Source organism: Pseudomonas sp. FW305-E2, assembly GCF_058782925.1.
On the sequence record NZ_JBYSYE010000004.1, the window covers coordinates 167,334 to 186,536 of the forward strand.

19 protein-coding genes and 2 riboswitches are annotated in these 19,203 nt (G+C 64.2%); of the genes, 5 read left to right on the forward strand and 14 right to left on the reverse strand.

All coding sequences use genetic code 11. The features are described from left to right. Positions 1 to 15: 15 nt before the first annotated feature. On the reverse strand, positions 16 to 495 hold the full coding sequence (locus AC3WLP_RS05875) for a hypothetical protein (protein WP_003250484.1): 480 nt from the start codon (positions 493 to 495) through the stop codon (positions 16 to 18). 133 nt (positions 496 to 628) lie between these two features. On the opposite strand from AC3WLP_RS05875, the gene AC3WLP_RS05880 reads away from it, so the two are divergent. Beyond that, positions 629 to 1,126 carry a GNAT family N-acetyltransferase gene (locus tag AC3WLP_RS05880; protein ID WP_003250486.1) on the forward strand — a complete coding sequence of 166 codons (498 nt, stop codon included), beginning with the start codon at positions 629 to 631 and terminating at the stop codon, positions 1,124 to 1,126. A 56-nt stretch (positions 1,127 to 1,182) separates the two neighbouring features. On the opposite strand, the gene AC3WLP_RS05885 is transcribed toward AC3WLP_RS05880, so the two are convergent. From AC3WLP_RS05885 to lpxO, 8 genes are all read right to left on the reverse strand, one after another. Beyond that, positions 1,183 to 1,971, reverse strand: coding sequence for an ABC transporter ATP-binding protein (locus tag AC3WLP_RS05885; protein ID WP_012052921.1), 789 nt, complete (start codon positions 1,969 to 1,971; stop codon positions 1,183 to 1,185). After that, entirely contained in the window at positions 1,968 to 2,984 is a 1,017-nt protein-coding gene (locus AC3WLP_RS05890; RefSeq protein ID WP_014753773.1) for a FecCD family ABC transporter permease, read from the reverse strand. Before AC3WLP_RS05890 ends, AC3WLP_RS05885 begins: the two co-directional genes overlap by 4 nt. Then, positions 2,984 to 3,994, reverse strand: a complete 1,011-nt coding sequence (locus tag AC3WLP_RS05895) for an ABC transporter substrate-binding protein (protein WP_014753772.1) — start codon at positions 3,992 to 3,994, stop codon at positions 2,984 to 2,986. Before AC3WLP_RS05895 ends, AC3WLP_RS05890 begins: the two co-directional genes overlap by 1 nt. Positions 3,995 to 4,105: 111 nt before the next feature. Then, a riboswitch (cobalamin riboswitch) is annotated at positions 4,106 to 4,303 on the reverse strand. A gap of 28 nt (positions 4,304 to 4,331) precedes the next feature. After that, positions 4,332 to 5,498, reverse strand: a complete 1,167-nt coding sequence (locus tag AC3WLP_RS05900) for an acetyltransferase domain-containing protein (RefSeq protein ID WP_088512878.1) — start codon at positions 5,496 to 5,498, stop codon at positions 4,332 to 4,334. A gap of 117 nt (positions 5,499 to 5,615) precedes the next feature. Beyond that, a complete protein-coding gene (locus tag AC3WLP_RS05905; RefSeq protein ID WP_088512932.1) occupies positions 5,616 to 7,742 on the reverse strand; it encodes a TonB-dependent receptor in 2,127 nt (708 codons plus the stop codon). A 109-nt stretch (positions 7,743 to 7,851) separates the two neighbouring features. Beyond that, positions 7,852 to 8,059: riboswitch (cobalamin riboswitch) on the reverse strand. Positions 8,060 to 8,214: 155 nt separating this feature from the next. Continuing rightward, a complete protein-coding gene (locus AC3WLP_RS05910; protein ID WP_003250500.1) occupies positions 8,215 to 8,784 on the reverse strand; it encodes a GNAT family N-acetyltransferase in 570 nt (189 codons plus the stop codon). A gap of 78 nt (positions 8,785 to 8,862) precedes the next feature. Beyond that, positions 8,863 to 9,207: a carboxymuconolactone decarboxylase family protein gene (locus AC3WLP_RS05915; RefSeq protein WP_014591592.1), complete on the reverse strand. Its 345-nt coding sequence runs from the start codon at positions 9,205 to 9,207 to the stop codon at positions 8,863 to 8,865. A gap of 118 nt (positions 9,208 to 9,325) precedes the next feature. Further along, positions 9,326 to 10,225 (reverse strand): lipid A hydroxylase LpxO, encoded by a 900-nt coding sequence (gene lpxO, locus AC3WLP_RS05920; RefSeq protein WP_003250504.1) that lies wholly within the window; start codon positions 10,223 to 10,225, stop codon positions 9,326 to 9,328. A gap of 158 nt (positions 10,226 to 10,383) precedes the next feature. On the opposite strand from lpxO, the gene thpR reads away from it, so the two are divergent. Further along, positions 10,384 to 10,929, forward strand: coding sequence for an RNA 2',3'-cyclic phosphodiesterase (gene thpR / locus AC3WLP_RS05925; RefSeq protein WP_088512877.1), 546 nt, complete (start codon positions 10,384 to 10,386; stop codon positions 10,927 to 10,929). A gap of 63 nt (positions 10,930 to 10,992) precedes the next feature. Here the strand turns inward: thpR and AC3WLP_RS05930 are convergent, their stop codons facing one another. After that, a complete protein-coding gene (locus AC3WLP_RS05930) occupies positions 10,993 to 11,898 on the reverse strand; it encodes an AraC family transcriptional regulator (protein WP_014753767.1) in 906 nt (301 codons plus the stop codon). 181 nt (positions 11,899 to 12,079) lie between these two features. Between AC3WLP_RS05930 and calA the strand changes: the two genes are divergently transcribed. Beyond that, complete coding sequence (gene calA, locus AC3WLP_RS05935; RefSeq protein WP_088512876.1) at positions 12,080 to 13,132, forward strand: vanillin reductase; 1,053 nt, start codon at positions 12,080 to 12,082, stop codon at positions 13,130 to 13,132. A gap of 110 nt (positions 13,133 to 13,242) precedes the next feature. On the opposite strand, the gene AC3WLP_RS05940 is transcribed toward calA, so the two are convergent. After that, entirely contained in the window at positions 13,243 to 14,559 is a 1,317-nt protein-coding gene (locus tag AC3WLP_RS05940) for a WD40 repeat domain-containing protein (RefSeq protein WP_014753766.1), read from the reverse strand. A gap of 206 nt (positions 14,560 to 14,765) precedes the next feature. Here AC3WLP_RS05940 and AC3WLP_RS05945 point away from each other — a divergent pair, with 206 nt between their 5' ends. After that, on the forward strand, positions 14,766 to 15,965 hold the full coding sequence (locus tag AC3WLP_RS05945) for a sugar transporter (RefSeq protein WP_003250514.1): 1,200 nt from the start codon (positions 14,766 to 14,768) through the stop codon (positions 15,963 to 15,965). Between the two features lie 39 nt (positions 15,966 to 16,004). On the opposite strand, the gene AC3WLP_RS05950 is transcribed toward AC3WLP_RS05945, so the two are convergent. The 3 genes from AC3WLP_RS05950 to AC3WLP_RS05960 are packed head-to-tail and all read right to left on the reverse strand — an operon-like array spanning position 16,005 to position 18,442. Then, the gene (locus AC3WLP_RS05950; RefSeq protein ID WP_088512875.1) at positions 16,005 to 16,589 is read right to left on the reverse strand and encodes a LysE family translocator; all 585 of its coding nucleotides are present in this window, start codon (positions 16,587 to 16,589) and stop codon (positions 16,005 to 16,007) included. A 50-nt stretch (positions 16,590 to 16,639) separates the two neighbouring features. Then, positions 16,640 to 17,470, reverse strand: coding sequence for an AraC family transcriptional regulator (locus AC3WLP_RS05955; RefSeq protein ID WP_003250518.1), 831 nt, complete (start codon positions 17,468 to 17,470; stop codon positions 16,640 to 16,642). A gap of 48 nt (positions 17,471 to 17,518) precedes the next feature. Further along, on the reverse strand, positions 17,519 to 18,442 hold the full coding sequence (locus AC3WLP_RS05960) for a LysR family transcriptional regulator (RefSeq protein ID WP_088512874.1): 924 nt from the start codon (positions 18,440 to 18,442) through the stop codon (positions 17,519 to 17,521). Between the two features lie 103 nt (positions 18,443 to 18,545). Here AC3WLP_RS05960 and nfsB point away from each other — a divergent pair, with 103 nt between their 5' ends. Continuing rightward, positions 18,546 to 19,199 (forward strand): oxygen-insensitive NAD(P)H nitroreductase, encoded by a 654-nt coding sequence (gene nfsB, locus AC3WLP_RS05965; RefSeq protein WP_004573726.1) that lies wholly within the window; start codon positions 18,546 to 18,548, stop codon positions 19,197 to 19,199. Positions 19,200 to 19,203: the final 4 nt, after the last annotated feature.

Here is a 19,203-nt window from a genome sequence, read left to right on the forward strand (position 1 = left end):
CTTGGCGGGCAGCGCTCAAGAGCCTGCCTTGTCCAGCGCATCAAGCTCATCTTCCACCTCTTGCATACGCTGCTCCACCAAAGCTTGCACGTTCACATCGCGGGCGGTTTCGCGCATCAGGGCGGTGAGTTTTTCGCTTAAGCGTTTGCCGGCTTCGGTGTCTTCCAGGGCGCGAGCTTTGGCGGGGTCCTGGGTGGCGGCGACGATGGTGGCGAATTCGGCGTCGCTGAAGTTCTTTTCGCTGTACAGGCGGAACAGGTCCCGGCGCTGGTCCTCGACGGTGAGGTGCTTGCGCAGTACGTCCTGGATGGTCGCTTGCGACAGCTGCGGGTGAGTGCGACCCAACAGCGCGGACATGCGCTCGATGTTGTGCGTGTAGGCGTCCTGCAGCGGCAGCTGGCTGAGGATCTGATCTTCACGGGAGGGTTTCTGGTCGCAGGCGGTGAATGCAGCAGCCAGCAACAGGGGTAACAGCAACTTCGGGAGGCGAGGCATGGTGTGGCCTGGTCGGGCAGTGAAGACTGCCGATTATACCGATGTCCGCCTTGCCACGACGAGCCCTGTGATTTGCCTTGTGCGGCACGCTGCGGTAGAACCGTGCGCTCCCAACCATACTGGCAATAGCCCGATGCCGAACTGGACCCTGCAACCTGTGGCGCGTGACGCCATTGCCGAAGTGCTGGCATTTGTCGACAGCGCCCGGCGTGCGCTTTTCCCGATGCTCGCCAACGCACCCTTGCCGCGTGACCTGGCGCATTTCGCCGACACTTACCTGGACGGCGCCGGCTGCTTTCTGGAAGCCCGTGAGGGTGGGCGGCTGGTTGCGGTGATCGGTTACTTGCCCTATGACCATCGCTTTGCCCAGCTTGATTACCGCGCAGAGCGGGTAGTCGAGGTGGTGCGGCTGTTCGTGTTGCCGGCCTACCGCAGGCATGGCCTGGCGGCCGCCTTGTTTGGTGCCTTGCGCGAACGGGCGATGCAAGCGGGCTTGGACTGCCTTTACTTGCATACTCATCCGTTTCTGCCGGGTGCCATTGCGTTCTGGGAGCGGCAAGGCTTCACGGTGGTGGATGTGGAGCAGGACCCGGTGTGGCAGACCACGCACATGCAGCTGCGATTACGCTGACCTGTGGGCACGTGCCTGTTGGCGATGACGCAACAGCATGGGCAGGGCTACCAGGTTCAGGGGGCGCGAAAGCGCAGGATGCGCACGCCGTCGTAAGGGTCGGTGAGGTAGTGGGCGTGGACACCGAAGGTGCTCAGCAGGCGCTCTGGGGTAAGCACTTCGAAGGGTTTGCCGAGGGCGACCAGACGGCCCTTGTCGAGAACCGCGACACGGTCGCAGGTCAGCGCCTGGTTGAGGTCATGCAGCGCTACCAGGGTGGTGACCGGCAGCGCCTGCACTTGTTGCAGCAGGCTTAGCTGATGCTGAATGTCCAGGTGGTTGGTCGGTTCGTCCAGCAGCAGCACCTGCGGCCGTTGGGCCAGCGCACGGGCGATGTGCACACGCTGGCGCTCGCCACCGGACAGCGACCCCCACAGGCGCGTGCGCAGGTGCAGGGCGTCGAGGTCGGCCAGGGCTTGTTCGACGATGGCGCAGTCCTGCCGAGAGAACGGTGCCAGGGCCGAGAGCCACGGCGTGCGGCCCAAGGCAACCGCGTCGAACACGCTGATCGCATCGAGTGTGTCGGCCTGTTGCTCGACCAGCGCCAGCGCCTGGGCAACACGGCGGCGGGGCATCTGTGCCAGTGGCTCACCCAGGAGCTGCACGCTGCCGCAGGCGGGTTTGCACAGCCCTGCCAGCACCTTCAACAGCGAGGACTTACCCGAGCCGTTGGGGCCGACGATGCCCAGGGTTTCACCAGCGACAACGCTGAGATCGATAGCGCTGAGCACGGTAGTGCCGGCCAGTTGCAACCCCAGCCCATGGCAGGCTAGCGGGGGGATGCGAACAGCGGTCATGGCTGTCATGGGCGCCCCCGTCGGCTGACCAGAATCAGGGCGAATACGGGGGCACCGATCAGCGCCGTAACCACGCCCACCGGGATCACCTGGCCGGTGATCAGCGTGCGCGAAAGAATGTCCGCCACAATCAGAAACAGCGCACCACCCAGTGCGCTGGCGGGCAACAGACGGCTGTGCCCGGGGCCGAGCAGAAGGCGCAGGGCATGGGGTATAACCAGCCCGACAAAACCGATGGCGCCGACAATGGACACCATCACAGCCGTCACCAGCGCTGCACAACTGATCAGCAGCAACTGGGTGCGGCGCACCGGGATGCCCAGCGAGGCGGCCGAATCGGCACCGAAGGTAAAGGCATCCAGCGCACGGCGATGCCACAGGCACACCAGCAAGCCGACAATCACCACCGGTACGGCCAGCCACACCGAAGGCCAGCGTACACCGCTCAGGTTGCCCAGCAGCCAGAACAGGATGCCGCGCGCCTGCTCGGCGGTGGCTGACTTGGTGATCAGGAAGGCGGTCAGTGCATTGAACAGCTGCGAGCCGGCGATACCGGCAAGGATGACCTGTGCATTGTTGCTGCTGGGGCCGGCCGCGCGGGCCAGCACCAGCACCAGGGCGAATGCGGCCCCGGCGCCGATGAAGGCCCCTGCAGACATGCTTAATGCGAAGCTACCCAGCCCCAGCAGGCCGACCAGTACCGCGCCGGTCGAGGCGCCGGCAGACAGCCCCAGCAGGTAGGGCTCGGCCAGTGGGTTGCGCAACATCGCCTGCAGGATGACACCGCAGGTGGCCAGCCCGGCGCCGCAAGCGGCCGCGACCAGGGTGCGGGTCAGGCGGTAGTTCCAGATGATGCCGGCGTCGATCGGGTCCACCGGGTAGTCGGCTTGCCACAGGTGGTTGGCCAGCACCTGGCCAACCACGCTGGGCGACAGGTTGGTTTCGCCAATGGCGGTACCGGCCAGCAGGGCGGCCAACAGAGCGGCCAGGGCAACCGCGATGCAGGGTAACAGGCGGTTCATCACGGGGCTGCTTTACCGCTGGCGAAGGCCGTGGACAGCGTCTGCATGCCGCGGAACAGGCGGATGCCGGCCTGCATGGCGTCAGCGTCGAGGATAATGATGCGGTCGTGCTTCACCGCGTCCATGTTGCGGGTTACCGGGTCACTGCGCAGGAATTCGAGTTTTTTCTGGTAGTCGTCGGCGGGGAAACGGCGGCGGTCCATACGCGCGATGATCAGCCAGGTCGGATTGGCCTTGGCCAAAGTTTCCCAGCCTACGCTTGGCCATTCTTCGCTGGACTCGACCACGTTGCGCACACCGAGGGTGCGCAGCATGAAATCGGCGACACCTTGGCGGCCGGCCACATAGGGGTCGATGTCTAGGTCGGCGCTGGAGAACCAGAACAGCGCCGAAGTTGCCGACAGGTCCTTGCCGGCCAGTTGTGCCCTGGCGCTGTCGAGGCGCCCTTGCAACTCGGCGTTCAGGGCCGCGCCGCGGTCCTGAACGTCGAAGATCTCGGCCAGTTGGCTGACGCTCTTGTAGATACTGTCTACCTGGAACGCTTGCAGGCGGGTGCCGTCTGCACCGACCAGGTTGTCCTTGCCCTCGCAGTCCGATGGCAGCACGTAGGTGGGGATCTTCAGCTCATCGAACTGCTCGCGGGTGGCGACCACGCCCTGGGCACCGACCATCCATTCGAACTGCGCCGCGACCAGCTGCGGGCGCTTGCCGACCACCGCCTCGAAGCTGGGGTCGTTGTCGGCCAGGCGCGGCACCTTGGCGTTCACCGCCTGGTATTCGGGCAATACATTGTTGAACCACAGCGAAGTGCCCGCCAGCTTGTCACCCAGCCCCAGGGCATAGAGCAGCTCGGTACCGGCCTGGCCGATGGTGACGGCGCGCTGCGGCGCCTGGGCAAAAATCTGCGGCTTGCCGCAGTTGTCGACCGTCAGCGGATAGTGGGTGGCAGCGGCCTGGGCCAGGCCAGTGAAGCCTAGGCCAGCGAGTAGGGTGGCGAAACGGGGCAGCATGCTGGGCGATCTCCTATCGGACAGTTCTGGTGAGGAACGCACGGACAGGCATCGCCGAGGCCCAGCGGGTGGCCGGGGCAACACGGATGGCCAATCCCGGACACCCCGCCGGTTGGTGAATGTAGGCCGGCAGGTCTCCTGACTGGTGCGTCACGGCCCGGCTCCGGCCTTCCCGGGCGGCAGGCCCAGTGGCATCGATGGAGCAGGCTCGGCACCTACAGTTGCGGGGGCAGTTCCGTTTGGCCCGTATTGGCAGGCCTGGGATTCCCTGTTAGTTCCGTGGTGGAAACCGGCGGCCCGCATGGTAGACCATCGCGTCGCCAGGTGAAAACGCTTTTCAGAAGTACTTCAGCCAGCTGATGTCGCGGCGGCGCTGCTTCAGTCGGGCGAACCCGCGCACCGGCAGGTACAGCGAAAACGCCAGCAGTACTGCGACCAGCCATATCGCTGCGACACCGTCGAAACCGAAGTAGTCGCCATGGTTGAGCCCGAACAGCGCCACGCAGACCAGGTACAGCAGCTTCAGCACATACAGGTGCAGCAGGTAGAAGAACATCGGTGCCGCACCGAACACCGCCAGGGCAGTGATCCAGCGCGCCTGGCCGGCCCGTTCGAACGCGCGTAACAACAACAGGCCGCAGCCCAGGGTCAGGGTCAGGAACAGCAGCGACGGTGGGTATTTGGTGATGTTGAAGAAGCTCATCAGGGTTTGCGTGAAGGTTGGGTAACCGCTCCACGGTGCCTCACCGTAACCGTTGAACATGCGCAGCAGGACAAAGCCAAGCAGCGCGAGCAAGCCAGCCGCCAGCAGGTGTTGCTGGCGTTGCCCGGCATCGCTGCCGCGGGCGAACCAGGGCCCCAGGCCGTAACCCAAGGCGATGACGCCGATCCACGGCAGCACCGGGTAAGACGTGCGCAGGTGCAGGTTTTCGGAAAACGCCAGCCAGCCGCGATCATGCAGGATTGCCCACGGCACATGCAGGGCTGAATCCACGCCAAAGTGCAGGCCGTCGAGCAGGTTGTGGCCGGCGACGATGCTGGCGCCCAGGGCGAGCAGTGCGGCGCGTGGCAGCCACACCAGCAGCGACAGGGCGATCATGCTGACGCCGATGGCCCAGATCACTTGCAGGTAGATCACGCTCGGGGGCAACTGGAAGGTCCAGGCGAAGTTGACCAGGGTGAACTCCAGCACCACCAGGAACAGCCCGCGTTTGAACAGGAACGCGGAGACGTCGCCACGGCCCTGATGCTTCTCGCCATACAGCCAGGCCGACAGGCCGGTCAGCAGGACGAACACAGGCGCACACAGGTGAGCGAGGGTGCGGCTGAAGAAAAGCGCCGGTTCCGTGGTGTCGATGGCCATGGGGTCGCTGACCTGGCGGTGCAGGAGGAAAGTCTCGCGGACGTGGTCCAGGAGCATGAACAGGATCACCAGGCCGCGCAGGGCATCGATGCTCTGCAGGCGCTGGGTGATCAGCGTGGGCGTGGCGCTGGCACTTGTCATGGGTTGTCTAATAGGAATTAATTTCATGTGAAACGTTATCGTATAACAAGACGCTGAAAGGGAATAGAGGTTTTTGTGTGGCCTGTGCCGGGCTCTTCGCGGCACAAGCCACCCAGATCAGAAGCTGTAATCCACCGTCGCGAAGTACGACCGCGGTATCCCCATCAACCACTGCTGCCCGCTGAACGCCGACTGCACATACTCGCGATCGAACAGGTTGTTCAACTGCAACCCCACCTTCACATCCGGCAACACCCGCCAGGCGATGTTGGCATCGACCACGGTGTACCCGGGGGCGCTCTGGGTATTGGCGGTATCGGCATAACGCTCATCCACATAGCGCGCCCCAATGCCAGCCTCCACCTGCTGGCCGAAGCCTTTGCTCAACCAAAGGTTGGCGGTACGCCGTGGCACGTTGGCCGGCCGGTTGCCTGCCCGATCCTGCGGCAGGCCGCCGACCCTTTCGTCGAAGTCGTCGTACTTGGCGCGTATCAGCGATGCGTTGGCCGACATCTGCCACTGATGGGCCAGGGCCAGCTCCAGCGTCGCTTCCAGGCCATCGGAAGTCTGCTGCCCGGCTTGTTGCTTCTCGTGCGTGATGGGGTCGTCCACCAGCAGCTTTTTCTTGACGATGTGGTAGGCGGCAAGCGTCCATTCGCCGCGCCCCTCCCAAAAGCGCTGCTTGAGGCCGGCCTCGGTCTGCTTCGCCTCGGTCAGGTCATAGTTCATCTGCGCGGGGCTGAGGCTGATGAGGTTGTTGACCCCGTCCTCGCTGGTCGAGTACTGGCCGTACAACGACAGGTCGTCGCTGATTGCGTACACCAGCCCGACGCGCCAGTTGCCCCCTTGCAGGCTGCGATCGCTGCGGCTGTCGTTGGTCAAGTTGTTGCGGTCGATGTGGTTCTGGTCGCGACGCACGCCGGTAACCAAAGACAGGCGATCGCTCAATTGCAGGCGGTTTTCGGCAAACAGGGCAAAGGTATGGGTGGTCGAGAGTGTTTGCGGCCGCAACGGCGAGGCGCTATGAAACCCGCCGGGCTGCGGCTGCCACGGGTCGAGGTAGTCGCCGCCGACATCGTTGTAGGGTGAATTGCTGTCGACGTTGAATCGCACCTTGTTGTATTCGGCACCGAGCACGGTCTTGCTGTCCAGGCCGAACAGGGTGTGGTCGAAGGTGAAGGTTTGACGGTCGCCGAACTGTTCCTGGTTGTGCTTGATTTCCAGGTAGCTGCCGCGCAGCAACTGCTGACGCCCGGCGTCCCAGCTGTAGTCTTCGGCGTTGCGCCAGTGGCGGCGGCTTTTGATGTAGTACAGCTGGTTGCTGGCGCTGAGCTGGTCGTTCAGCGCCCAGTCGGTCGTTAACCGGGTCCATTCATCAACGTACTGCTGCACGTCGTTCTGCACGTTGTAGTTCTTTTTGCGCAGGCTGCTGCGGTAGTGGCCGTCGATCAGCGGGGTACCGTAGTAGTTGGCAGGTTGTGCATCGCCGCGGTCATGGGCCAGCGTGAAGCTGAGGTCATCACTGGCGTCAAAACGCAGCGCGGCGCTCAGGGCCAGGCTACGTGAAGCGGTGCGGTCGACCCAGCCATTGCCGGCCTGTTGGTTCAGCGTCAGGCGGTAGCTCAGGCGCTCGCTGAGGCTGCCGCCGCTGTCCAGGCCGAGCTGCTGGCGGTCCCACGAGCCGTAACCCAGTCGCAGGTGGTTGCGCACCTCGCCGGCAAAAGGTTTTTTCGGGATCACGTTTATCACTGCGCCGGTGGCGCCTTCGCCATGCAGTACCGAGGCCGGGCCGCGAATCACCTCGATGCGTTCGACCATCCACGGGTCGACCGGGAAGGTCTGTGTGCCGGCACCGGTGTACAGGCGCGCGCCGTCGAACAGGGTCATCACTGAGCTGTGGCCGGCAAAGCCGCGGGCAGACAGGCCTGTACCGCCGTCCCCCGGGGAGCCGACGAAAGTAATGCCCGGTGAGCGGGTCACTGCATCCTGCACCGTGATGTTGTTGCGCTGCTGAATCTGCCGTTCGCTGATACTGCTGGTGCTGGCCGGTGTTTCCAGGGCGCTGAGGCCAAGGCGCGAACCGGCCTGGGTCGGCGTGGCCAGGTCGATGGTGCGGTTGTCCTGGGTGTCGGTGATGGCCGTGGAAGGCAGGGCCAGAGGCTGCGGGTCGCGGTCATCAGCCAGCGCCGGCAGGGCAACGGCCAGGCAGGCCGCCAGGGGGTGAAGTTTGAACATACGGGACATGTCGTTCCACTGCTGCAGGAATGAATGGATCCCGGTGGAAAACACGCAAAGGCGAACCATGCAGGCAGGCGCGCGCACGGATTCCGGCCTGCGCCCGCCCACCGCGGGTTGCCAAGTGAAGCTCCAGGCCGGTCTCCGGGCTTGCGAGGGGCATGAAACCTTCACCTTCCCATGCTTGAGCACAGTGGTATCTCGAAGGGTTCGCTCGCTTACCGTTGCGGGGGCAGCACCGGACTTGTCGTGGGCAACACGACGCACCGGTTTCCCGTTTCACCCTGCGCGCGGCGGCGCAGGGCACCTGAAACTGGCGCGCATCTGACCATTGAAAGGCTGGGGCGTCAAATGTTGGTGTGCTGTGAATGCTGAGAAAAAACAACAGGTTGTGCGTTTTTGCGGCGCCGGAGCCCCATTTGGCAAGAAGATCAGGCCCCAGCGTGATGAGTTGGCTGGGGAGGCAGGCTTGCCTGTAAAGCTAGCGCCCGCGGCGCCGCGATACCCGTGCCTCGATGTTCTTGCGCCCGATCAGCAGCGGCGGCTTCTCCACCACCGGCTCATCCGCCAGCCATTTGTACATCACCAGGCAGTCCACCAGCCCCAGGCGGGCATGACGGTAGGCCTTGGGCAAACGGCCGACTGTTTCAAAGCCCAGCTTGTGCCATAGCGCCACGGCCACTGCGTTGGTGGCTACCACCGAGTTGAACTGCAATGCCAGAAAGCCTTCCTGGCGCGCCAGCTTTTGCGAGTGCTCGCACATCAAGCGCGCCACGCCCCGGCCGCGCGCCTGTTCGCAGACCATGTAGCCGCAATTGCCCACATGCGCACCAGGCCCGGCAGCATTGGGCTTGAGGTAATACGACCCCAGTAGCTCGCCATCTTCTTCGGCCAACAGCGTGTGCAAGGGCAGCTCCAGCCACAGCTGGCGCGCCTGTTCGAAGCTCAGCGCCGGGTCGAAAGCGTAGGTTTCACGGGCTTGGACAATGGCCTGGAAGGTGGGCCAGAAACGATCAAAATCTTCCGGCGTCATGGGGCGAATGTGGATCATGCGGGTTCCTGCGCGGGGTGAGCCGCCCAGTCTGGGTGGCGCGGCGCCGTCGCGCAAGGGCGGCGACGCCGTTTGTGCTCAACCGTTGGCCTTGCCCACCGCGTCCATTGCGCGGGCCGAGTACACCAGCGCGGCACCGGCGTTCATGGCCACGGCCACGCCGAGGGCCTCGGCAATTTCCTCGCGGCTGGCACCCGCTTTGACGGCCTGCTGCGAATGCACGGCGATACAGCCGTCGCAGCGGGTGGTCACAGCCACGGCCAAGGAGATCAGCTCGCGGGTCTTGGCATCCAGGTGGTTGGTTTTGGCGCCTGCACCGCTGGCGGTCATGTAGCCGGCTACGGTGTCGGGGGAGAGTTGCTTGAGATCGCCGATGCCGGCCATCAACTGCTTACGGTAGGCGTCCCAGTCCATCATGCTCATCGTCTTCACCTTGGGGGGTTGCGAGTGGAGCTTTCAGGCTAGTCGAAGCGTGGCACGTGCGAGGCGGTACTTTGGTGGGTAAACGCAGGTCACTCGTACAGTGGCCTGCGTTGAGCCTTCAGATGTAGATGAACACCAGCACCAACGCCGCGACCACTGCCCATTTTTCCAGGTAGTAGCGCAGGCGATTGCGCTTCTTCAGCGCCTTGCCACGCTCGCGGATCTTGTAGATGCGGGTGAACAGGCGGTTGATGCCACCGGTCTTGTCGCTGGCATCGTTGGGCGCAGCGGCAGCGGCCATCACGTTGCGGCTGAACCAGCGGTTGAACGCGGTTGCCCAGCGGTACTTGAGCGGGCGTTCGACGTCGCAGAACAGGATGATGCGGTTGTGCTCGGTGGTGTTGGCTGCATAGTGGATGTAGGTTTCGTCGAAGATCACCCCCTCACCATCGCGCCAGGCGTATTTCTCGCCGTCCACGTCGATGTAGCAGCCGTCGTCATTCGGCGTGTCCAGGCCCAGATGGTAGCGGTACGAGCCGGCATACGGGTCACGGTGGCGCACCAGCTTGGCTCCCGGAGGCAGGGTAGCGAACATGGCGGCCTTGACCGTGCCGATGCCTTGCAGCAGCTCGGTCGTGCGTGGGCAAAGGGCCATTGCCGACGGGTGGCTTTCGCCATACCACTTCAGGTAAAAACGTTTCCACCCGGTCTTGAAGAACGAGTTGAAACCGACGTCATCGTAATTGTCGGATTTCTTGATTTCGCCTACGTGCAGCAACTGGCGGCCTTCCTCACGGATCTCCTGCCAGTGGTCCTGCAGCGGTTTCAGTTCTGGAAAGGCCTCGACCGGCAGGTAAGGCTTGGCCGGGTGTTTGGAGAACAGGTACAGGAAGCTGTTGATCGGGGCCAGGAAGCTGGAGTGGTCGCCCAGCTGACGAGTCAGCTTGTGGCGAACCCGACCGCGCAGGTGAACATAGGCGATCGAGAAGACGAAGATAAGTACGAGTGCAATTTTCATGGACGTTTACTTGTCGAAAAATGGCCATGCGCCGAGGCATGAGCCCGCCAGCATAAACAATCATGGGGGCAGTTTGTACTTATTGTTACCAAACTGCGGGGCGACATTGGTGTAATACCCTACAGTCTTGCGCAAACGTTTCATGTCAGGGAGTTTGTATGGTTCAGGATATACGCTCCAGCGGTAGCCCGTTCAAGCGGCTGTTCTTCGCCTTGCCGGTCAGCGACGCGCAGCGCCGTGACTTGGGCCAGTGGCGGCGCGGGCTGAACCTGCGCAGCGGCAAACCGGTGCCGGCGGCCAACTTCCATGTCACGCTGCTGTTTCTCGGTGATGTGGACACTGCGCAGGTGCCTGCAATGTGCGCGGCGGTTGACCAACTGGCGCTGCCAACCTCGGCGCCGCGGCTGTTGCTCGACCGTTTGCAGGTGTGGCAACGGGCCGGCGCCTTGGTGCTGGAGGCGCAGCAGGTACCGCCCGCCCTGTTGCAACTGGTGTACGGTTTGCAGCAGGCGTTGCTGCCGTTGGGGCTGGAAGCGGCCACGCGTGAGTATCGACCGCACCTGACGCTGTCCAGGGATTACCGCGGGCAGCCGCCCGAGGCCAGTAGCGCGCCGGAGTTTTACCTCACCGCGCGACACTTCACGCTTTACGAGTCGCGCAAGGGGGCTTACTGGCCATTGGCGCAGTGGCCGCTGGCGGGCTGACCCGCCGGGCGAAAAACGCCTTGTCCCGGATGCGTACCTGCAGGGGCTGTTCAGATCGGGTGATTACACCGGCATGCTTTGGTAAGGCAATTCATCCCCTGGGCTGCGTTCGAACTGGCGCTTGTATTCGCGGCTGAACTGCGAGGTACTCTGATAGCCCACCCTGTGCGCAGCCTGTGCCACGCCCAGGCCTTCGCCGATCAGCATCTGCTGCGCCTTGAGTAGCCGCAAGCGCTTGAGGTACTGCATCGGCGCCATGTCGGTGCAGCGCTTGAAATGTTCGTGGAAGGTTGAAACGCTCATGTTGGCGCGCGCAGCCAGTGCCTCCACGCTCAGCGGCTCGCTGTAGTGCTCGCGCAGGTGGGCGAGGGCGGCGCCGATGCGGGCGAAGTGCCCCTGTTGCTCCACCAGTGCCCGCAGCACACCGGCCTGCGGGCCACGCAGGGCGGTGTACAGCACTTCGCGCACACGCGCCGGGCCCAGCACCTTGGCGTCCAGCGGGTCGTGCAGGCAGCGCAGCAGCCGCTCCACGCTTTCGCGCATGGGCGCATCCAGTGCCGCCGACGTCATCGATTGCGGGGTTTGCGCCTGCACTTCAGCGTCCGGTGCCAGGCCCATGCTCTGCACCAACTCGCCCAGCACGCCACGGTCGATGCCCACCGCCACGCCCAACAGCGGCGCCTCGCGGGTGGCAAAGGTTTCACACATGAACGGCACCGACAACGCCTGCACCAGGTAATGCCCGGCGCCGTACTCCAGGGTGCGCGGCCCCAGGCGCGCCAGTTTGCTGCCTTGGGCCAGGATCATCAGGCTTGGTTCGTAGATCTGCGGGCTGCTGGCCACATAGTGGTCCCAGCTCAGCACCTGTACCTGGGGCAGGTGCGTGGGCACAAAGCCTGGGCGCGTGGCGAGGCTGCGGATCAGTGCGCAAAGCGGCGCATTGGCGTCGACGTGACGGGTCAGTTGCATGGTGGACCAAGGGCAGAGAATCAGACAGTTTGATCATCGCAGATTGAGGGCGTGGCGCCAGGTGTTAGATGACACCTTCGGAGAATCAGGCATGCATGCCGGAGAATCAGCCGTGGGCGAGGCGGCGAACGGCGCGCAAAATGCGTCGCCTGAATCGTTTCACTTCACTGCGAGGCCCTGCATGTATACCGCCATCGGTTATGCCGCTCAAACCGCCACCAGCCCCCTGGCCCCCATGACGTTCCAACGCCGCAGCCCGCGCCCGGATGACGTCGCCATCGACATCCTGTACTGCGGCGTGTGCCACTCCGACATCCACCAGGCGCGCAACGAATGGGGCATTGCCGTGTACCCGCTGATGCCGGGCCACGAGATCATCGGCCGGGTCACGGCGGTGGGCGACAAAGTCACCGCGCACAAGGTCGGTGACCTGGTGGGCGTCGGCTGCATGGTCGACTCGTGCCGTACCTGTGAAGCCTGCGCCAAGGACCTGGAGCAATATTGCCTCGAAGGCCCGACCATGACCTACGCCACCCCGGACCGGGTCGATGGCAGCAACACCATGGGGGGGTACTCCAGCAGCATCGTGGTCAGCGAGCACTTCGTGGTGCGCATACCGGCCGGCATGGACCTGCCCAGCGCTGCACCTATTCTGTGCGCCGGCATCACCACCTATTCGCCGCTCAAGCACCACGGCGTTGGCCCGGGCCACAAGATCGGCATCCTCGGCATGGGCGGCCTGGGCCACATGGGCATCAAACTGGCCAAGGCCCTGGGTGCGGAAGTGACCCTGTTCACGCGCTCTCAGGCCAAGGCCGAGGAAGCGCGCCGCCAGGGGGCCGACCATGTGATCGTCTCCACGGATGCCGAGCAGATGCGCGCCGCTGCCGGCCGTTTCGATTTCCTGCTCGACACCATTCCGGTGCAGCACGACCTCAACCCGTACCTGGAAACGCTGAAGTTCGACGGTGTGCACATCCTGGTCGGCCTGATCGAACCGATCGACCCGGCATTGCATGCGGCCAACCTGGTGATGAAGCGCCGAGTGCTGGCGGGGTCGTTGATCGGGGGGGTTGCCGAGACTCAGGAAGTACTGAACTTCTGCGCCGAGCACGACATCCGTTGCGATATCGAGATGCTGGATATCCGCAACATCAACCAAGCCTATGAGCGGATGATTGCCGGTGATGTGAAGTACCGGTTCGTGATCGACATGGCCACGTTACAGGGCTGATGGGTCGGTTGCCTGTACGGGCCTCTTCGCGGGCAAGCCCGCTCCTACACAGGGGTGATGTAGGGCTTGCGCGCGGTGGGGCCCGTACAGGCAGCAACGATGCAGCCGTTTTACCAGGCCATCGGCTTGTCCCAGGCCTTCCAGAACAACCATCGCCGCACCTCGCCGTGCGCCCCGGTACCGATCTGCCACTCGGGCCGCCCGCTATCCAGCGCAATCACCGAAATAACCCCCGCATGGCTCGCCGCCACCAGCGTTTGTCCGTCGGCGCTGATATCCATCGCACTGATGGTCGATCCCAGGTAATGCTGCCAATGCTCCTTACCCTCTTCGCCAAACGCCCGCAGGTAGCCATAGGCATCACCCACAATGTACTCGCCATCGCGCGCAACCCCCGCATACACCCTTGCGCCATCCTGCACCAGCGGGGTACGCGGGTCCTGGCTGTAGTAATCGGTATCCAGCCCGTGCAGGTCTGCCACCCTCACGGCCAGCGTGGCACCGCTGTAGAAATGGCAGGCATTGACGATCAGCTGGTCACCGGCGCGGTTGAACAAGGCAAAGTGCGGGTATTCGCTGCCCGGGCCGATGTGCGCCAGCGGCTTGAGTCGTTCGTCCAGAACAAGGTGTCGGCTGCCTTGCTCACCCACGACGATCAGCCGGCCATCCGCCGACACCGCACCATGCTCCATGCTCAGCCCCAGGCTGATGTCGTCCGGGTCGGTGCCCTCGGCCAGCTCATCGAGCACCCGTGTCTGCTGTGGCAGCAGGCGAGTCGCACCTTGAGTGGCCAGCACGAAGATACCTTCGGCACTCACCAGCAGCACTCGCTGGCCATCGGGGAAGGGGATCAGCGCGGTCGGTGTGGGCGGCAGGTCGAACGGCTCGAACGGGTAGCCTGGCGGCAACCCCTCCAGCCCCGTAGGCCAGGCCAGGCGCTGCACTTGCGGGCCGCCCCAGCCATCGGTCACACGCACGCCCTCGGTATTGGCCAGGGCGAAATAGCGCCGCGCCGGGCAACGGCCAAAGTGTTCGATGCCGATGACCGGGGTTACCCCATGGTGATCGATACGCACCACCTGGCCCTTGTCGTAAGGCATACCGATGCGGGCCAGCAGGCTGCCATCTTCCAGCAGCAGGACATGGCTGATGCCTTGGCCGTGGTCTTCGAGCAACGGTATCAAGGGGTGGTGTGCGGGTGGCCAAGCCTCGCGAAATGCCTGACGCTGCGGTTCGTCCATGCCAGGGCGGTTGGCTGCCTGCAGGGCTGCCAGCCAGGCGTCGAGCAGGTGTTCGGTGGCGGGTGCCTGCGGCTCTTCGAGGTTGTCCCAGCCGTGCGCACGGCCCTGCGCGACGTAGTCGTTGACGGCCTGGGCATAGGCGATGACTGCCTGCTGCCACTGCTGCTGGGGGTGCTGCTTGTCCATGAGCGGATCGGGCTCCTTGTTGCACGCGCGTTTCACACAAAGCGCGCATGGTACTCCTTCTGCCTGCCCAGCAGTTGTGAGGCCCCAGCTTGACGCGTACCATGCCGGGCATTCCTATCCATAACAAAACGTACGTTGGCACCCCTGCAAGCGGGGGGGCTGGCGTGCGACCTGTTGCTTTGTCTGCGGAGAAGCGGTTTCCACCCATGAACGGACCCATACCCACACACCTGCCGCCCACAACGGGCAGCGGCAGCTGGCTGAGCGTCATCGCCCTGGCCTTGGCGGCCTTCATTTTCAACACCACCGAGTTCGTCCCGGTGGCGCTGCTCAGTGACATTGGCCGCAGCTTCGACATGAGCACTGCCCAGGTCGGCCTGATGCTGACCATCTATGCCTGGATCGTGGCGCTGGCCTCGTTGCCCATGATGTTGCTGACCCGCAACATCGAACGGCGGCGTCTGCTGCTGTTCGTGTTCCTGGTGTTCATTGTCAGCCACGTGCTGTCGTGGCTTTCGCAGAGCTTCGCCATGCTGCTGGTCAGCCGTATCGGCATTGCCCTGGCGCATGCGGTGTTCTGGTCCATCACCGCCTCGCTGGCGGTGCGTGTGGCGCCGCCGGGCCAGCAGGCCAAGGCGCTGGGCCTGCTGGCCACCGGCACTACCCTGGCCATGGTCCTGGGCATCCCGCTGGGCCGTGTGGTGGGCGAGGCACTGGGCTGGCGCATCACGTTCCTGAGCATTGGCGGGGTAGCGCTAGCCACCATGCTGTGCCTGATGAAATCGCTGCCGCTGCTGCCCAGCCAGAACTCCGGTTCGTTGCGCAGCCTGCCGGTCCTGTTCAAGCGCCCGGCACTGGTCATTACCTACTTGTTGGTGACGTTGGTCATTACCGCGCAGTTCACGGCCTACAGCTATATCGAGCCGTTCGCCCTGCACGTAGCGCAGATCGGCGGCGACCGCACCACACTGTTGCTGCTGTTGTTCGGCGGTGCCGGGGTTTTTGGTTCGTTGTTGTTCAGCCGTTACAGCGACCGCTTCCCGCATGGCTTCCTGGTGGGTTCGATCGGGGTACTCGCCGCGTGCCTGTTGCTGATGTTGCCGCTGTCGGGCAACTTCTATGTGTTCGCAGTGCTGAGCATGTTCTGGGGCGTGGCCATTCTCAGCTTCAGCCTGGCGCTGCAGTCCAAGACCCTGAAGCTGGCGTCCGACGCCACCGATGTGGCCATGGCGCTGTTCTCGGGTATCTACAACATCGGTATTGGCGGGGGTGCGCTGCTGGGCAGTATCGTCAGCAGCCAGATGAATGTGGCGGATATCGGCCTGGTGGGCGGCAGCGTGGCAGTGGTCGGGCTGGTACTGGCCGTTGCCAGTACCCGGCGCTTTCGCGAGGCATTGGCACGCTGAGCCGGGGCCGCTCAGGCCCCTTGCCGGTCAAGTAGAGACTCAGGCCAATACGGCAGCCCATGCCGATATCAACAAAACCCCCGCCAATACCTGGTTGAACACCCGCAACCGCCCCGGTGCCTGCAGCCACCGGGCGCTCCCCACCCCCAACACCGCCCACGCGGCCATGCTCGGCAGAGCGATCAGCAAGAACACCAGCGCCAGCTGCCACACTGGCAACGACGGCGCGGCAAATACCCCGACCACCGCCACGGCCATCAACCACACCTTGGGGTTCACCACCTGCAACGAAGCCGCGCTGAGCGCACTGAAGCCTGGCGCCGTGGTCGTGTGGAGCGGGGCGGCGGCACTGCGCAGCATCTTCCAGGCCAGGCTGCTCAGCCACAGCACCCCGGCCCCGCTCATCAGCTGTTGCGCCAGGGGGTGGCGCAGCAGCAGTTCGCCCAGCCCCAGCCCGACGAGCAGCACAATGGCTGCAGCCGCGCCACACGCCGCCACGATCGGCGCCAGGCTTGCGCGCAGGCCCCGGCGGGCGCCATGGGCCAGGATCAACAGGTTGGTCGGCCCCGGGCTGATACTGGACACCAGGGCAAACAGAATGAAGGGCAACAACGACTCAGACATGGTTCAGGGCTCCGTAACATCGAAGCACCATGCTCGCTGCCCGCCGGCACTCAGTCTGGAAGGTTTGAGCAGCGCCTGCGGTAGTCGGCCGGGGTCAACTGGTAGGCGCGGCGGAACCAGCGCCCCAGGTGGCTCTGGTCGGCAAAGCCCAACGCCACGGCCACTTCGGCCGGTGTCTGGCCTTGGGCAAGCAGGCGCCGCGCGCGTGCCAGGCGCAGCTGGATCAGGTAGGCATGGGGTGCAATGCCGAACGCCGCCTTGAACGCACGCGTCAGGCGAAAGCGGTCAATGCCGCAGGCCTGGGCCAGGTCCTCCAGGCCGATGTCGCGCTCCAGATTGGCATGCAGGAAGTCCCGGGCGCGCTGTGCGGTCAGCGGCAGGCGCGGGTCGGGGTTGATGCGGCGGCGCCAGTGCAGGTGGCGGGTCAGGCAGGCCAGCAGATCGTCCATGGCCGTTTGCCTGACGATGCGCAAGTCCTGGTCATGCACGGCCCTGAAGGCCAGGGCGGTGGCCCGTGCCAGGCGTTCGTCGTGGCACAGGGTGTCGGCGAAGCTGGGCAGGCTGTCGCCCGGCGCGTGCTCGTACAGTGCGCGCAGCTGTTGGTCGAGCCAGGCGGGCTCCAGGTACAGCGTCGAATAGGTGAAGCCTTCTTCGGTGGGCGCCAGGCCATCGTGGATGTCGCCAGGCTCAAGTAAAAATACCTGCCCCGGCGTGCTGCGGTGGCGCACCCGGCGGCAGTTGAACTGCTGCACACCCTGCTCGGTCACGCCGACCAGGAAGCTGTCGTGCCAGTGGGGATCATAGGCATGGCCGACAAAATGCGCGCGGACCGACTCGATGCCGGTGTCGGCGTCTTGTTTGAAGTCGATCCAGTTGCTCATGGACGTGTACCGTGGGGTAAATGGCTACCTTAGCGCAACGCCCCCGGCTCAGTCTGGAACGATTGTGCAGCCGTTGGTCAGTGCCCGGGCGCGCAGGGCCTCGAAGCGTTCGCGTAGCCACAGGTGCAATTGCTTCACGGCCGGTGTGAGTTGTTTGCGATGAGGGCAGACCAAGGTCAGCGGGGTAGGCTCGCCGAGCAATTCGGGCAGGACCATTTCCAGTTCACCGGTCGCGATGTTGGCGCTGACATCCAGCCACGACTTGTAGACGATACCTTCCCCCTGGATGGCCAGGCGGCGGATGACGTCGGCATCGTCACTGACCAGCGGCCCACGCACCTGCACGGTGCGATTACCCAGCTGCCACTTGTCGTACACCCGGCTGTGCTGCATGTACAGCAGGCAGGCATGCTGCTGCAGTGCGTCGGGGGTAAGCGGGCGGCCGTGACGGGCCAGGTAGTCGGGCGAGGCCACCAGCACGCGGCGGTTCCATTCGGCCAGTGGCAGGGCGATGTAGTTGGCATCCTGGTTGAGGCCATAGCGGATGGCCACATCCACAGGGTCGCGGTTGAGGTCGGCCATCTGGTCGGACAGGAAGAAGCGCAGTTGCAATGCCGGGTGGTCGTGGCGGAAGGCGCTGAGCCAGGGCAACAACATGTTGCGGCCCATGTCGGAAGGGGCCGACACCTGCAGGGTGCCGCGCAGGCTATTGGGGTTGCCATGCAGATCTTCATGGCCCTGGCGCAGGCTTTCCAGCACATTCAGCGCGGTTGGCAGGTAGCGCTCGCCCTCGGCGGTCAGGCGCAGGCTGCGGGTGGTGCGGGCGAACAGGCGTACATCCAGGTCGCGTTCCAGGCGTTTGATCGCGGCAGCCACCTGGCCCGGCAGCAGGCCGGCTTCATGGGCGGCGGCAGTGAAGCTACCCAGCACGCTGCTGCGGGCAAACAGTTCGAGGTCGGTGATGCGCAGCATTTTCATTCCAGGGATGAAAGTGTTGTTACATTGTGCCGCTTTTTCTTTTTTGCTGGAAAGATAAGATGCCCGGCAAATCCACTGTTAACTCCGGAGTTGTCGCATGGATACCGTATCGCTGGCCAAGCGCCGTTACACCACCAAAGCTTACGATGCCTCACGCCGCATTCCCCAGGCCACCGTCGACGCCCTGCTCGAACAACTGCGTCACAGCCCGTCGTCGGTCAATTCCCAGCCTTGGCATTTCATCGTCGCCGACACGGCCGAAGGCAAGGCCCGCCTGGCCAAGAGCACTGCTGAGGGTTATGCCTACAACACGCAGAAGCTTCTCGATGCCTCGCATGTGATCGTGTTCTGCACCCGTACCGAAATGACTGAAGAACACCTGAACGCCGTGCTCGATCAAGAGGCTGCCGATGGCCGTTTCCGTGATGAGCAAGCGCGCGCCGGGCAAAACCAGAGCCGCCGGCACTACGTCAACCTGCACCGCTTCGACCAGAAGGATGTGCAGCACTGGATGGAAAAGCAGACCTACCTGGCGTTGGGAACTGCCTTGCTGGGTGCAGCGGCGCATGGGCTGGATGCCACGCCGATCGAGGGCTTCGACAGCAAGGTCCTCGATGCCGAACTGGGTTTGCGTGAGCGTGGCTTTACCAGTGTGGTGATCCTGAGCCTGGGTTACCGCAGTGAGGCGGACTTCAATGCCGGGCTGAGCAAGTCGCGGTTGCCGGCATCGCAAGTGTTCACCTTCCTGTGAGGTT